Origin of the sequence: Acinetobacter sp. AOR18_HL, from assembly GCF_027855145.1 — a bacterium.
In the GTDB taxonomy this organism is placed as follows: domain Bacteria; phylum Pseudomonadota; class Gammaproteobacteria; order Pseudomonadales; family Moraxellaceae; genus Acinetobacter; species Acinetobacter pittii.
The window spans coordinates 63149-78209 of record NZ_JAKTIG010000065.1 but is presented as its reverse complement, the minus strand read 5'-3'; the positions used below and the strand labels follow the sequence as shown (position 1 = coordinate 78209).

The following is a 15061-nucleotide window of genomic DNA, read 5'->3' as shown; positions in this document are numbered from 1 at the left end:
AGTGTCTGGTTTGTATGTTTTCTATTAAAATAGAATATTTAATACTCATATAGATAAATTAAGCTTTATTTAGTTTTAAAGGATTTACTCACGATCAGGACATAGAAAATTTATTAAAGCTCTTGTCGCAGACGACATATGTTTATGTTGTGCGTACAGTACAGAAAAGGGCCGTGTGTGACCTGCATAAACCTCAAGTAGGGGCTGCAATTTTCCTTGCCGAATCTTTTCATTAACAATAAAGCTATAACTCTGACATATTCCTAATCCACTTTCAGCAAGAGAAACTACTCCCAAAATATCTTCTTTTACTAAAATCCGATTTGATGGTATCCATTGAATTTCATTATCAACATTTTTAAAAAACCATGGAGTAATCTTACCCGTGCTCGGTAATTCAAAGGCAATACATTGGTGATGGTTTAAGTCTTCCAAGGTTTGAGGAACACCCATACGTTTTAAATATTCGGGTGAAGCAACAAGTTGAAGAGGGGCAAGCTCCAAAGGTCTGGCAACGAGAGTGCTACTAGGAATCTGACCTTGACGAATAGCTAAATCAAATCCTTCCGCAATTAAATCGACGTTTCGATTAGAAATACTGACTTCTATTTGAATATCTGGATATTGCAAAAGAAATTTTTGTAGTAATTCTGGAAGGCGATAGTGTCCATAGGTGGTAGGTACACTTAATTTAATTTTGCCGGAAATTTGCAGTTGCTTACCTTGAATAGTACGCTCTGCATGGTCAATTAACTGAAATGCATGTTGCATCTTTTCATAATAAAGTTGACCAGCTTCAGTCAGGCTCAAATGACGGGTTGTTCTTCTAAAAAACTGAATGCCAAGTTTTTTCTCTAGCCGCGTAATTGTTCTACTAATGACTGAAGGAGTTGTTGCTAAATAAATTGCAGCTGCACTAATAGAAAGCTTCTCAGCCACAATTAAAAACACTTCAATATCGGCAAGATGGTCAAATTGACGAGACATTTTGTCCTCAAACGCAAAAAAGATTTGTAAAGGTGGTTGTTTATCTACCTGATTGGCAAAAATAGAATATATCCATCCAAAATATAAATCCAGCAAATGGTTGGAATGAAGGTCGAATGATGAAATCTCTAAATAAAATAATGCTTGCAGTAGTTGCCGTTTCAGCAGCATTCAGTGCAAATGCTGCTCATGTGTTGGTTGTATTGTCTGATGAGGCGCATTTAGAGCTAAAAAAAGGTCATATTTTTAAAACAGGCTTTTACTTAAATGAGTTGATGCAACCTACAAAAATGCTTTTAGATGCAGGTCATACAGTAACTTTCGCTACACCAAAAGGGAAAGCTCCAACCTTAGATGAATCATCAAATAATGCGATGTATTTTAACCAAGATGAAAAAGCATTAAAGCAATATGCTGGTTTATTGCATGATCTAAAATTAACATCTGCTCAAGATTCTCCAGTTGTGAGCCTATCTCGTATTGAACAAATTGGTGTGGGTCAGTTTGATGCTATTTATATTCCAGATGGGCATGCACCTATGCAAGATCTATTAAAAGATAAACAACTTGGAAAAGTACTTACAGCTTTCCATAAAGCTGGTAAACCTACTGCGTTGGTCTGTCATGGTCCTATTGCATTAATGTCTACTTTACCTAATGCCTCGGAAGTAGTTGGTCAACTCGAACAAGGCAAGCCAGTAAAAACTGGTGAATGGATTTATAAAAATTATCGAATGACGGTGATTAGTAATCAGGAAGAAGAGCAGGCTAAAGCTTTATTAAAAGGTGGAGAAATGAAGTTTTATCCACAAACGGCTTTACAGTCACTTGGCGCTAAGTATCAAAGTAATACCACTGCGTGGACTCCAAACGTAGTGGTGGACCGTGAACTTATTACAGGACAAAATCCAGCATCGGCTATTTTAGTGGGTAAAACTTTATTAGAAAAATTAAAATAAGTTGGCTAGGCAAAGAGGTTTTTAAATAAAGCCTCTATTGTCATATAGAGGAAAAAGATGACTTATTATTTTCTACAGAAAAGCCAAATTATAGGCAAGTAAATAAATCTTATTCGAAATCATTATATTTATACTCCTCTACTTATTGGGAAAGTTGATGAATTGGCTGATTATATATGTCATTTAAGCAGCATAATCTGTAAACTATGCGCTATTTTTACGATTTTGCTTATCTTCTATACTTACATAGCGTTCGATAAGCTTTTTGGACTTTTGAGATATTTCCTCTTATGAAAGCGTCACTCCGTTTACGACTTGATCAACTCTGTGATCGACATGAAGAACTTACTGCATTGCTTGCAGATGCTGAAGTGATCTCCGATAACAAACGTTTCCGTAAATTGTCTCGTGAACATAGTGATTTATCTGAAATTACCGAAGTTTGGGGCAAATACCGTCAAGCAGAAGAAGATATTGAAACTGCTGAAATGATGAAGTCGGACCCAGACTTTAAAGATATGGCAGAAGAAGAAATTCAAGCCAATAAAACATTGCTTGAAGAATTAGAAAGCCAACTCAACATTTTGATGATTCCAAAAGATCCGAATGATTCTAATGCGGCTTATTTAGAAATCCGTGCTGGAACAGGTGGTGATGAAGCCGCGATTTTCTCTGGTGATTTGTTCCGCATGTATAGTAAATATGCAGAGACACAAGGCTGGCGTATTGAAGTGCTTTCTGAAAATGAAGGCGAGCATGGTGGCTTTAAAGAAGTTATTTGCCGTGTAGATGGTGATGGCGTTTACGGCCGCTTAAAGTTTGAAAGTGGTGCTCACCGTGTGCAACGTGTGCCAGCCACTGAATCACAAGGTCGTGTGCATACGTCAGCATGTACAGTTGCGATCTTGCCTGAAATTGACGTTGATACTAACGTTGAAATTAATCCGGCAGATTTGCGTATTGATACTTACCGTGCTTCAGGTGCGGGTGGTCAGCACATTAACAAAACCGATTCGGCCGTGCGTATTACTCACATTCCAACTGGTACAGTCGTTGAGTGCCAAGAAGAACGTTCACAGCATAAAAACAAAGCTAAAGCGATGGCATTGTTAGTATCGCGTTTAGAAAATGCTAAACGTGCGGCAGCAGATGCCGCGACTTCTGAAATGCGCCGTGATTTGGTCGGTTCTGGTGATCGTTCGGAACGTATCCGTACGTATAACTACCCGCAAGGGCGTATGACGGACCATCGTATTAACCTAACTTTATATAAGTTAGACGCGATTATGGAAGGTGATTTAACTGAATTGCTCGATAGCTTACATCGTGAATATCAGGCAGATCAGCTTGCGATGCTTGCACAGGAAAATGGCGGCTAATGAATATTGCTCAAGCGCTTGCAATTCGTGGTGAGCCTGACAGTTATGAACGGCAAGAAAATGCTTGGTTACTTGAGCATTTTCTAAAAATCAATTCGCTTGAATTAAAGTTTAGACTTGAGCAAGAGTTAACTGCCCAACAAGAGCAAGATTACTTGGCTGGTCTAGAACGTATCCAAAATGGTGAGCCTTTAGCTTATGTGACGGGTTCACAGCCATTTTGGACACTCGATTTAAAAGTAACGTCTGATACTTTAGTGCCACGTCCGGATACTGAAATTCTAGTTGAAACCATTTTAAATCTAAATTTGCCAAATACTGCAAATATTGTTGATTTGGGAACGGGAACAGGTGCAATTGCGCTTGCATTAGCAGGTGAACGTCCAGATTGGCAAGTCACGGCAACTGATATTTATGCGCCTACTTTAGAAGTCGCAAAAGAAAATGCACAAGTTCATAATTTGCAACGTGTGAAATTTGCCTGCGGCGCTTGGTTTGACCCACTTGAACCGCAAAAGTTTGATTTAATTGTTTCTAATCCGCCGTACATTGACCCTGAAGATGAACACATGCAAGCTTTGGCTACAGAACCACGCCGTGCATTGGTTGCAGATCATCAGGGACTGGCTGATATTGAAATTATTATTGCTCAAGGCAAAAACTGGTTAAAACCGCAAGGCTGGATTGCACTAGAGCATGGTTATGATCAGGGACAAGCAGTTCGAGATATTTTCACAGAGCATGGTTTTAGTGAGATTAAAACCATTCAAGACTATGGCCAAAATGATCGAGTCACTTTGGCATGCTGGATTTAAAGTTATTTTTGTAGCGTATTACGCCAACGTAACAACCAGTTTTCTATAAGTTTCATTAAGGTATCGGTTACTTTACCCAATAGCGCCAATAAAATAATTGCAATGATAACAATATCTGGGCGAGAGGTTTCTCTGCCATCACTGAGTAAATAGCCAATCCCTTGAGTAGCTGCAATCAGTTCAGCTGCAATCATAAACATCCACGATAAGCTTAAGCTGTTGCGTAAACCCGTTAAAATGCCCGGAGAGGCTGCCGGTAAAATAATAGATATAATCCGCTGAAAAGCATTAAGCCGATAAACTTTTCCAACTTCAATGAGCTTTTTATCTACATTATGAATTGCTGCAACTGTATTGGTATAGGTTGGAAAGAATGCTCCGATTGCAATCAATGTAATTTTAGAACCTTCGTCAATTCCTAACCAAAGCAATAACAGGGGAATCCAAGCAAGACTTGGAATTGATTTAATTGCTGAAAAAGTTGGTTCTAAATATGCTTCTGCTTCTTTACTTAATCCAACCCAAATTGCAAAAATTAAACCTAAACCGCTTCCTATAATAAAGCCCAACAGAACACGCCATGTACTAATATAAATATGGGCAAATAGATCGCTATGAGCTAAATCTAAAAAAGATTGCCATAAACTAGACGGTGCAGGGAGTAGATAAGCATCGATATAGCCATTTCTGACTAAAAACTCACAAGCCGTTAAAAAGATGAGTGGAATGAGTAGCGCTTTAAACCACCGTGTAAATTTGTGGTTTAGATGCTTTTTCTGAGATTTTGAAGCCTGCTGAGCTAAGAAGTGATTTAGCTCAGCTTTGTTAAGTGAATCACTCATATACTATTTCACGACTTTTTGAGCAAAACGTGGGTCTAGCAACTGATCAACCACTTGATTGACGTTGGTACCTTTTCTAACCAAATCTTCTTCAGTCAAAATTTTCCCAGAACGTTTTAGCGCTTGTGCTTGAGTTGCTGATGGAATGCTTTGATCGAAGTTGGTTCGGCTCAGTTGTAGTTTAGCCACAGGTAAAGGAAGTTTTGATTCTTGAGCTAAAAGTGCTGCCACTTTATCTGGATTGGCTTTTGCCCATTTTCGGGCTTGTTCATAGGCTTTAATAATGGCCTCTACCGTTTCAGGGCTTTGCTTTGCAAAATCTTCTTTAACGCTCAGTACACTATAGCTATTAAATCCAACATTACGATAAAGCAATTTGGCACCCGATTGAATTTGAGCAGAAGCCATTAATGGATCAAGTCCAGCCCAAGCATCTACTTGGCCACGCTCTAATGCAGTTTTGCCGTCTGGGTGTTGTAGATGAACCAGTTGTACATCACGTTTACTCAAACCGACTGTATCTAGTGCTTGTAGTGTAAATAAGAAAGGATCGGTTCCTTTGGTGGCTGCAATTTTTTTACCTTTTAAATCTTTTAGGCTTTTAATTGGTGAATTTTTTGCGACAACAAGGGCGGTCCATTCCGGCTGGCTTTGTACATAAACCGTTTTAATTGGACTACCATTCGCTCGACTTAATACAGCAGCTAATCCAGCGGTAGAAGCAAAATCGATGCTGTTACTGTTGAGATATTCTAATGAGCGGTTACTACCTTGACTAAAAACCCATTTAATTTGGGTATTTGGCAGTGCTTTTTCGAGAAGTTTTTGATCTTTAACTACTAAACTGGTTGGTGCATAGTAAGCATAATCAAGTTTAAGCGTAGTCGGAATTGCTGCAAAAGCAGATGAAGCAAATACAAACCCCAATGTTGATGCCAACAAAGTCTTTGGTAGAGAAAATTTTGATTTTAAAGACATGATAAAAATAAAACCGAAATGAAATAGGAGATCATCCTTTCACGTGTTTAGAGGCTTATGAACTTAGTTATTTTGATTTATAAATCAGTTTGAAAGATAAAAGTTTGAATAAAATTATAAATCACTGTTTTTATGACTATTATCAAATTTTAAATAATGCATTTATCTGAAATATTGAATTTAAAATACATAAATATCATAAGCTTAAACTCTAACGCCTTAAGCTTCATTCGATGTATATGTTATTGCTTGTGTCCAGTTAAATTATCTCGATATGCACCTGGGCTGACCCCAGTCCATTTTTTAAAAGCACGGTGAAAGGCACTTGGGTCATGGAAGCTTAAATCTTCACTAATATCTTGAATTGAGTCATTCGTTTTGCTTAAGCGTTGAACAGCAATATCACAGCGGATTTCATTTTTAATTTGTTGATAGCTTACACCTTCATGTTTCAGTCGACGTTGAACGGTGGCTTCTGAAATATTGAGTTGCTGAGCTACATCTTTGAGTTCGGGCCATTGTGCAGGGTGGAGTTTCAATAAATGGCGACGAATAAGTACACTTAAGGCATTTTCATTTTTAAAGCGAACTAAAAGATTTTGCGGAGTTTGCTCTAAAAAATCATAAAGCGCTTTTTTATCTTTCTTAATTTTAATATCTAAATAGTGGGCATCGAACTCAACTCGATTTATCTCAGCATTAAATTGAATATCTTCACCAAAACGAACGAAATAGTCCTGAATATCTTGAGGTTTAGGACAACGTACCATAATAGTATTTAAACCAATTCGCTGGTCTACCAACCAACACATAAGTCCGTGCACTAATATTAAAAAGGTTGCGTAGGTAAACATGCGTTTAGGCTGTTCACGATCATGAATCACTAAATAAGCTTTGTCTTGCTCTCGAATGAGTTCTCCATGCATGTCATCTAGAACAAAGTTAAAAAACTTCAAAATATCGTAGAGTGCTTTTTCTAAAGTTTCAGCCGTACTGACGAGTTTAGTCAGTAATTTATAGCTTCCACGACGCATGGGGTGGCTATCCATCCCAAAAAACTCATCGTTCATGGCATTGGCAAGCTCTATCCACAATTGGGCATAGGTTGTAACAGGCACACGTGCCTTTGGCGACATCAGTAATTCAGCGGGGATGCCTGCTTTATTTAGAATTATTTGTGTATTTAGGCCTTTGGCATAAGCCGCACTCAGTGCTTCATGTACTAGTGCAATCGAAATTGTGCCTTTACTTAAAGAAGATTGGACAACCATGTCAAAGACTCATATTTTCTTCATATATTTCAAGTGAAATACTGCATATTTAAAATTTGGATTGATCAAAAGCTGCAAACATTTTGAGGCTTTTTGAAATTGTATCGGAAAACAACAACTTTTACTCTCACTACTAAGTTTAAAGAACATTTCTATAGGACATTACACAATGAAAATTCAAGGGAAACATTTCGTAATTACAGGTGGTGGCTCTGGTTTAGGTGCTGCAACAGCTGAGTATTTAGTCCAGCAAGGTGCTTCAGTTACCTTGGTAGACATGAATACAGAAGCAGGCGAGCAACAAGCAAAACAGTTGGGGCCAAAAGCTGACTTTGTAAAACTTGATGTGACCGATGAAGCTGCTGCTGAACAGTTCTTTAAAGATGTGTTGACAAAACATGGTCATTTGCATGGTTTGGTGAACTGTGCCGGTATTGGCCCTTCTGCGAAAGTGGTTGGCCGTGAGGGCGTTCATGACTTGGGATTATTTGCAAAGACTTTAAATATTAATGTTACAGGTACATTTAACATGCTGCGTTTTGCAGCAGATGCAATGAGTAAAAACACGGTTGAAGAAGGTGAAGAAGATCGTGGTGTAATTGTTAACACTGCTTCTGTTGCCGCATTTGATGGTCAAATTGGTCAGGCTGCGTATTCTGCATCAAAAGGCGCTATTGTTGCGATGACATTGCCGATTGCTCGTGAGCTTGCGCGACATGCTATTCGTATTATGACCATTGCACCGGGAATTATGGAAACCCCAATGCTTAAGGGTATGCCACAAAATGTACAAGATGCTTTGGGGCAAATGGTGCCGTACCCATCTCGTTTAGGAAAACCAGAAGAGTTTGCTCGTTTGGTGGCACATATTGCTGAAAACTCTTACTTAAATGGTGAAGTCATCCGTCTAGATGGTGCAATTCGTATGGCAGCAAAATAATAAAAATAAGGATGCTGAAATGATCTTAAATGCTGAACAAAGTATGGTTCAGGAGATGATGCGTAACTATGCGCAAAATCAGTTAAAGCCAACTGCTGCACATCGCGATAAAACTCATGAATTTCCAGCTCAGGAACTCAAAGATTTAGGTGCACTAGGCGCTATGGGGATGACCGTGCCCGATGAATGGGGCGGTGCCGGAATGGACTATGTATCTTTGGTACTCGCAATTGAGGAAATTGCCGCAGGCGATGGTGCTATTTCGACAATTGTAAGCGTACAAAACTCTTTGATTTGCGGTATTACACTGGCATACGGTTCAGAGCAGCAAAAACAAACCTATTTGCCAAAATTTGCCTCTGGCGAATGGCTAGGATGCTTTTGTTTAACTGAGCCACATGTCGGTTCCGATGCGAGCGCGATTTTATGTAAAGCCGAGCGAGATGGCGACCATTGGGTGCTTAATGGCGTAAAACAATTTATCACCAGTGGTAAAAATGCCCAAGTGGCTTTGGTGTTCGCGGTCACAGATAAACAAGCTGGTAAAAAAGGTATTTCGTGCTTTCTTGTACCCACCAATACACAAGGTTACTTGGTGACTCGTATTGAAGACAAAATGGGTCAACATGCTTCAGATACAGCGACCATTACTTTTGAGGACTGCCGAATTCCTTTAGAAAATTTGGTGGGGCAAGAGGGTGAAGGTTATAAAATTGCATTATCTAATTTGGCAGCTGGACGTATTGGTATTGCAGCTCAATCGGTAGGTATGGCAAGAGCGGCTTTTGATGCAGCGGTGCAATATGCAAATGAGCGTAAAGCTTTTGGAGTCGAATTAGTTCAGCATCAGGCGGTTGGTTTCCGTTTAGCCGATATGGCGACCCAGATTGAAGCGGCACATCAGTTGGTTTTACATGCTGCAACTTTAAAAGATGCGGAGCTACCTTGTTTAAAAGAAGCCTCAATGGCAAAGCTATTTGCATCTACTATGGCTGAGCGGGTGTGTTCGGATGCGATTCAAATTCATGGTGGTTATGGATATGTGAGTGATTTCCCTGTAGAGAGAATTTATCGTGATGTTCGTGTAAGCCAGATTTATGAAGGTGCTTCTGATATTCAACGTTTGGTGATTGCGCGTGAAGTGGCTCAAGTTTAAATATTAGATTTTTAAAAAATGTTGTTGACTGCAAAAAACCGCAATTGTTATGCGGTTTTTTGCAATTAAATGAAACTCACTTTTTAAGGATTAAATTTGAGCTTTGACTTCCTCACCAATCAAATAAAAAGTTCCGCCTGCAATATAGTGCAGGCTGCGAAGTTCTTTTGGCGCATCTTGAAAATGCCAGTGCCCATCTCTAAAAACGCGGCTATCTGCCCATGCACCTACAACAGAACCAATAAATAAATCATGAGCTGACTGATTATGTGGTTCTGGAATAAGTTTACAGACAAGCCATGCAATGCAACCTGATACAAGCGGGCTGGTAAGGCCTTCTTGATAGAATAGCTCAACACCGCAATGCTCAAGTTTTTCTGGATCATCCAACTTACTAATGGTTCCAAGTTGATGAGTCAGATCGAGCTGTGCATAGCAGGGAACTTGTAGTGTGAAATAGCCACTTTGCTCAACGAGTTGTCGGGTTTTAGTGCTTTTGTCGAGAACTACGGACACTTTAGCTGGTTTGAACTCTAAGGCACATGCCCAAGCGGCAGCCATCACATTGCGGTCATCACCATGTTGTGCAGAAACAAGCACAGTTGGGCCATGATTTAATAAACGATAAGCTTTTTCTAACTCTACAGGTGCAATATATGATTGCGTCATATTTAGCCTAAGTAATAAAGAAAATAGATATTTCTATTGTTGCAGAAAGCTTGATAGATGCAATGTTGATAAATAAGCTTTATTAGAATAAAAAAGTTGTTTCTATTTTATAGCTTTCATAATAACGAACTTAATCATAAAATCATTTCGCTTCTAAGTGAAAGGATTAACGTGTGACCGAGCTTCAAGATATCGATTTTGTAGAGTTAAGTGATGAAGAAATGCATCTCTATAGCCGTCAGATTTTACTTGATGGATGGGATATTGAAGCTCAGGAAAAACTCAAACTTGCTAATGTGCTGATTGTAGGTGCTGGTGGAATAGGCTGTAGTAGTGCAGAGCTACTTGCGCGAGCAGGAGTTGGGAAAATTACACTGATTGATGCAGATACGATCGAGATAAGTAATTTACAGCGTCAAATTGCATTTGGTCATGAAGATATCGGACGTTATAAAGCAGAAATTTTGGCTAAACGTTTACAGAAAATTAACCCTTATATCTGTGTTGAATACTACAACGAACGTTTAGACGAACATAACATTGATAGACTTGTTGAACACCAAGATGTGGTTTTAGATGGCTGTGATAATTTTACAACTCGCTATTTAGTAAATGCAGCTTGTAAGAAACATCAGGTCGCATTAATTAGTGCTTCAGCAATTGGTTTTCAGGCACAAATGTTTATGGTTGAAGGTGATTCAGCTTGCTATGAATGTCTTTTCCCGAAAGAACAACATAGTAATGAAGGCCTTCGCTGTGCAGAGTCAGGGGTACTTGCAACTACTCCTGTAATGATAGCGTCATTACAAGCACATCACACTTTGCTATATTTAGGTTTAAATCGTACACCTTTAAAGCAGAAACTATTATTGTGGGATGGTTTAAATATGACACAACGTATTGTTAGTTTTGATAAAGATGTAAATTGCCCACTTTGTCAGGCAAGCTAATCAGTAAATTAAACAAAATTTGCTACACTCAACCTGAATGATTTGGTTTTGAAGAAATATGAAAAAAAATATTTTGTTTGATGGGCTACGTTCAGTCGCCCGCATTGGTGAAACAGCAGTGGTTGCGGCCAAAGCTGGAATTAAATACGCAACTGAAAAACCAAGTAATGCCAAACTCATGCGAGAGACTTTTGAGTCACTTGGATCAACTTATATTAAGCTTGGTCAGTTTATTGCGAGTACTCCATCGCTTTTCCCACGTGAATATGTAGAAGAATTCCAAGGTTGTTTAGATCAGACACCAACTCTGCCATTTAGTTATATTCAAGGCGTGCTTGCATCTGAGTTTGAAGGGCGCGATTTAAGCCAGATTTTTAGCTATATCGATGAAAAGCCATTAGCTTCTGCGTCAATTGCTCAGGTTCATGCAGCTAAGCTGACCACAGGTGAAGATGTCGTTATCAAAGTACAAAAGCCTGGTGTTGAAACCATTTTATATACAGACTTAAGTGTAGTACATTGGGCTGCCAAGCTGCTCGAACGTGCTGTACCAAAGATCAAATTCGCAGCTCTTTCTGAAATTGTAGATGAAATTAAAAGCCGTATGGTCCGTGAAGTCGATTTCATTGAAGAAGCACAAAACCTAGATGATTTTGTGGAATATCTTAATATTTCACAAAATAAAGCAGCGACAGCGCCTAAAGTTTATCATCAGTTTTCTACACGCCGTGTCTTAACTATGCAACGTTTATACGGTGTGTCTTTGACAGACTTTAGTGTTGTAAAACAATATGCTAAAGATCCATCGCAAGTATTGATTACTGCCATGAATACATGGTTTGGTAGTCTCATGCTATGTAAGAGTTTCCATGCCGACTTACATGCTGGGAACCTAATGTTGCTTGAAGATGGGCGTATTGGTTTTATTGATTTTGGTATCGTCGGTCAGTTAAAACCTGAAGTTTGGACTGCATGTATTGCATTTATGGATGCCTTACAAAAAACTGATTATCAGGCAATGGCTGAAAATATGCTGAAAATGGGTATGACCCATAACAAAATTGACGTTCAGGTGTTGGCTCAAGATCTAGAGCGTTTGTTTAATGGCGTATTAATGGCCGATCCGCAACAGATATTGTCTTCAAATCCAGCCGATTTAAATGACATTATGATGGATATGGTAGGTGTAGGCGAACGCCACGGTATTAAATTCCCACGTGATTTTGCTTTATTATTTAAGCAAATGCTTTATTTCGATCGTTTTATGCGCGTACTCGCACCATATACTGATATTTATGCAGACCAGCGTTTGAAAATGGTTCAAAATATGGAACCTGCTTCGTTATTAAAGCACTAAGGTCAGTTTAAATTTATGGATGCCATTATTATTGAAGGCTTGAAAGTTGAGACAGTGATTGGCTGTTTCAACTGGGAAAGACAAATCATTCAACCTTTAATGTTGGATTTAACCATCCATAATGATTTGAGCCGAGCAGCAGAGTCTGACAAGCTTGAGGACACTCTCAACTATGCGCAGATTTGTGAGTTATCGGCTCAAACCATTCAACAAGCCAAACCTGAATTAATCGAGCATGCAGCACATTTGGTTTTACAATGTTTGTTTGAAACCTTTCCATCAATTGAAAAAATTACCATAACCATCCGTAAGCCAGCCATCATTGCAGAAGCAAATGCTGTAGGAATTCGTCTTGAACGCACCAGAAACAATTTTTGCGCTCGCCCTAGCGAGTAATTTAGACGCAGATCAGCACTTTACTTTTGCTTATACGCAATTGGCAACATTGGGGAAAGTGCAGTTTTCATCTGTTTATCAAATTCCATGCCGAGATGGTATTGGAGATGATTATTGGAATTCGGCATGTCTATTAAAAAGCACTTTATCGTGTGACCAAATTGAATCTTTTCTAAAGAAACTTGAGTCAGAGTCGGGGCGTGTTCGTCCGTCGCATCATATTTCTTTAGATGTAGATTTGATTGCATGGGGAAGTGATCTGGACCATATGCAATTTAATTATAAAAAGCTACCTTTGGCACTCGATGTAAAAATTCCTTTATATGAACTTTGGCATTGTGAAACCTTAAAGGCTGATAGCATGATTTATCCAGTCGTTAATTTTAAAGTTTAATACCCTTCAAACTAAATTTTACGCAAACTTTACGCGGGCTTTGACTTCCTCAATAGAGAATTTACGGGCATTTTATCGATACTGAAATTCACTAAATTAGTGTTATTTCAGGACAATAAAGATGCTTATAAATTCTCAAATGCGCATCTTGCATCAGTCTGGCATTGTCTTATGCGGACTTAAAACAAATGATATTTCCTCATCTCTCCTTATTTCCAGTTTGGCAAATCAAGCCAAGGGGTATAGAGGAGAATAGCCATGTTAGAACTTATACTTGTTTTATTTATTGCTATTTTTCTAGCATGGTGCCTCAGTAAATATCTATCCAAAGTGATGGCAAATCAGCCGATGTGGGGTGATGGATTATTTCGTTGGATTGAAAATCCTGTATACCGCTTATTAGGTGTATCTCCACAACAACAAATGAATTGGAAACAATATTCTCTAGCATTTGTTGTGAGCTGTATTTTTCTTGCAGTGGCTATTCTTGCTATTTTTATGACGCAAGCATGGCTACCATTAAACCCGAACCATGCACCAAATATGAGTTGGGATTTAGCGCTACACACTGTTATTTCATTTTTAACAAACACCAACCAACAGCATTATTCTGGTCAGGCTCAGTTATCTTATTTGTCGCAAATGACAGGTATTGTAGGTTTGCAAGTCATTACTCCAATGATGGGGCTGGCTTTGGTTGTTGCGACATTAAGAGCTTTCTTTTATCAGCGTCCAAGCCATATTACGGCCGATGTTGCTGAGCAGCCAGATCAAATTTTAATTGGTAACTATTGGGCAGATGTAATTCGCCCTACAGTCCGATTCTTGCTTCCACTCTGTTTTGTCTGGTCATTGTTGCTTAACAGCCAAGGCGTGCCAGCAACTTTCCAAGGTGGGCCAGAAGTACAACTTATTGATAAAGCCAATACAGTACAAACCCAAAAAATTCCTTTAGGGCCAGTTGCGCCAATGGTAGCGATCAAGCAATTGGGTAGTAATGGTGGCGGTTGGTATGGTCCAAATAGTTCTGTGCCTTTAGAAAATCCAACACCATTTTCTAATTTACTAGAAATGATTGCGATCTTACTTATTCCAATCACAGTCATTTTTATGGTCGGGCATTTTACTCAGCGTAAAAAGTTTGCTTACTTTGTCTTTGGTAGCATGCTTTTCATGTCGATTATTTCAGGTGCAGCGGCTGTCTGGTCTGAAAGTATGTCATCGACAGCATCTCAATTTGCCGTAATGGAAGGTAAAGAACAACGATTTGGACCAGCAGCATCAGCAGTTTGGGCAGCGCTTACTACACAGGTGAATAACGGTTCGGTCAATATGATGCATGATTCTTCTGCACCGCTTACCGGTTTAGTCGAACTCATTAACATGCTGATTAATGCCATTTGGGGTGGTGTGGGCTGTGGTCTGCAACAGTTTATGATTTATCTGTTACTCGCAGTATTTATTGCAGGTTTAATGACAGGTCGTACCCCTGAATTGTTTGGGCGCAAGATTGAAGCGGCAGAAATTAAGTTGCTCGCGATTATTATCTTGATTCAACCTTTAGTCATTCTTGCATTTACCGCATTAAGCCTCAGCATTCCAGGCATATCTGGAATTAGTAATCCGGGACCACATGGTATTAGCCAAGTGTTCTATGAATATGTCTCTGCATTTGCAAACAATGGTTCAGGTTTTGAAGGTCTTGGAGACAACACTGTATGGTGGAATGTCACTTGTAGTATTGCTCTTCTTTTAGGACGTTTCCCGACATTAATTTTGCCATTAATGATTGCGACACGTTTAGCAGCAAAAAGAAAAGCACCCGAAACAGCAGGTAGTCTTCAGGTTGAAACTCCAACCTTTGCTTTAACGCTGATTACGATTGTTGTGTTGCTTACCTTATTACAATTTATGCCAGTTCTTGTCCTTGGGCCTATTGCCGATCAACTTTTGTTGGTTAAAGGCTAA

The 15061-nt window shown here is 39.1% G+C and carries 15 protein-coding genes; 10 read left to right on the top strand and 5 right to left on the bottom strand.

Going from position 1 to position 15061, the window contains the following annotated elements; translation table 11 throughout:
- Window positions 1-84: 84 nt before the first annotated feature.
- Window positions 85-987 carry a LysR family transcriptional regulator gene (locus tag MKL51_RS16920; protein ID WP_025468371.1) on the bottom strand — a complete coding sequence of 301 codons (903 nt, stop codon included), beginning with the start codon at window positions 985-987 and terminating at the stop codon, window positions 85-87.
- Window positions 988-1106: 119 nt separating this feature from the next.
- On the opposite strand from MKL51_RS16920, the gene MKL51_RS16915 reads away from it, so the two are divergent.
- The 3 genes from MKL51_RS16915 (at window position 1107) to prmC (ending at window position 4140) form a co-directional block, all read left to right on the top strand.
- Window positions 1107-1946, top strand: coding sequence for a type 1 glutamine amidotransferase domain-containing protein (locus tag MKL51_RS16915; RefSeq protein WP_032005422.1), 840 nt, complete (start codon window positions 1107-1109; stop codon window positions 1944-1946).
- A gap of 290 nt (window positions 1947-2236) precedes the next feature.
- Window positions 2237-3325, top strand: coding sequence for a peptide chain release factor 1 (gene prfA, locus MKL51_RS16910; RefSeq protein WP_002119588.1), 1089 nt, complete (start codon window positions 2237-2239; stop codon window positions 3323-3325).
- Entirely contained in the window at window positions 3325-4140 is an 816-nt protein-coding gene (gene prmC / locus MKL51_RS16905; protein WP_032005424.1) for a peptide chain release factor N(5)-glutamine methyltransferase, read from the top strand. Before prfA ends, prmC begins: the two co-directional genes overlap by 1 nt.
- A 2-nt stretch (window positions 4141-4142) precedes the next feature.
- On the opposite strand, the gene MKL51_RS16900 is transcribed toward prmC, so the two are convergent.
- The 3 genes from MKL51_RS16900 to MKL51_RS16890 form a co-directional block, all read right to left on the bottom strand.
- Window positions 4143-4982: an ABC transporter permease gene (locus tag MKL51_RS16900; RefSeq protein WP_017480845.1), complete on the bottom strand. Its 840-nt coding sequence runs from the start codon at window positions 4980-4982 to the stop codon at window positions 4143-4145.
- Between the two features lie 3 nt (window positions 4983-4985).
- Window positions 4986-5960: an aliphatic sulfonate ABC transporter substrate-binding protein gene (locus MKL51_RS16895; RefSeq protein WP_017480846.1), complete on the bottom strand. Its 975-nt coding sequence runs from the start codon at window positions 5958-5960 to the stop codon at window positions 4986-4988.
- A gap of 242 nt (window positions 5961-6202) precedes the next feature.
- Entirely contained in the window at window positions 6203-7231 is a 1029-nt protein-coding gene (locus MKL51_RS16890; RefSeq protein WP_017385445.1) for an AraC family transcriptional regulator, read from the bottom strand.
- Window positions 7232-7400: 169 nt separating this feature from the next.
- On the opposite strand from MKL51_RS16890, the gene MKL51_RS16885 reads away from it, so the two are divergent.
- A complete protein-coding gene (locus tag MKL51_RS16885; RefSeq protein WP_017385444.1) occupies window positions 7401-8171 on the top strand; it encodes a 3-hydroxyacyl-CoA dehydrogenase in 771 nt (256 codons plus the stop codon).
- Between the two features lie 19 nt (window positions 8172-8190).
- The gene (locus MKL51_RS16880) at window positions 8191-9327 is read left to right on the top strand and encodes an acyl-CoA dehydrogenase family protein (RefSeq protein ID WP_025466499.1); all 1137 of its coding nucleotides are present in this window, start codon (window positions 8191-8193) and stop codon (window positions 9325-9327) included.
- 90 nt (window positions 9328-9417) lie between these two features.
- On the opposite strand, the gene MKL51_RS16875 is transcribed toward MKL51_RS16880, so the two are convergent.
- The gene (locus MKL51_RS16875; RefSeq protein ID WP_017385442.1) at window positions 9418-9996 is read right to left on the bottom strand and encodes a flavin reductase family protein; all 579 of its coding nucleotides are present in this window, start codon (window positions 9994-9996) and stop codon (window positions 9418-9420) included.
- Window positions 9997-10169: 173 nt separating this feature from the next.
- On the opposite strand from MKL51_RS16875, the gene MKL51_RS16870 reads away from it, so the two are divergent.
- The 5 genes from MKL51_RS16870 (at window position 10170) to kdpA (ending at window position 15061) form a co-directional block, all read left to right on the top strand.
- Window positions 10170-10946, top strand: a complete 777-nt coding sequence (locus MKL51_RS16870; RefSeq protein ID WP_004791496.1) for a HesA/MoeB/ThiF family protein — start codon at window positions 10170-10172, stop codon at window positions 10944-10946.
- A 58-nt stretch (window positions 10947-11004) separates the two neighbouring features.
- Window positions 11005-12303, top strand: coding sequence for an ABC1 kinase family protein (locus MKL51_RS16865; protein ID WP_002119658.1), 1299 nt, complete (start codon window positions 11005-11007; stop codon window positions 12301-12303).
- 15 nt (window positions 12304-12318) lie between these two features.
- A complete protein-coding gene (gene folB, locus MKL51_RS16860) occupies window positions 12319-12699 on the top strand; it encodes a dihydroneopterin aldolase (protein WP_000338783.1) in 381 nt (126 codons plus the stop codon).
- The gene (locus MKL51_RS16855) at window positions 12656-13093 is read left to right on the top strand and encodes a 2-amino-4-hydroxy-6-hydroxymethyldihydropteridine diphosphokinase (protein ID WP_032005427.1); all 438 of its coding nucleotides are present in this window, start codon (window positions 12656-12658) and stop codon (window positions 13091-13093) included. The genes folB and MKL51_RS16855 overlap by 44 nt, the downstream gene beginning before the upstream one ends.
- A gap of 258 nt (window positions 13094-13351) precedes the next feature.
- Window positions 13352-15061, top strand: coding sequence for a potassium-transporting ATPase subunit KdpA (kdpA, locus tag MKL51_RS16850; RefSeq protein ID WP_032005429.1), 1710 nt, complete (start codon window positions 13352-13354; stop codon window positions 15059-15061).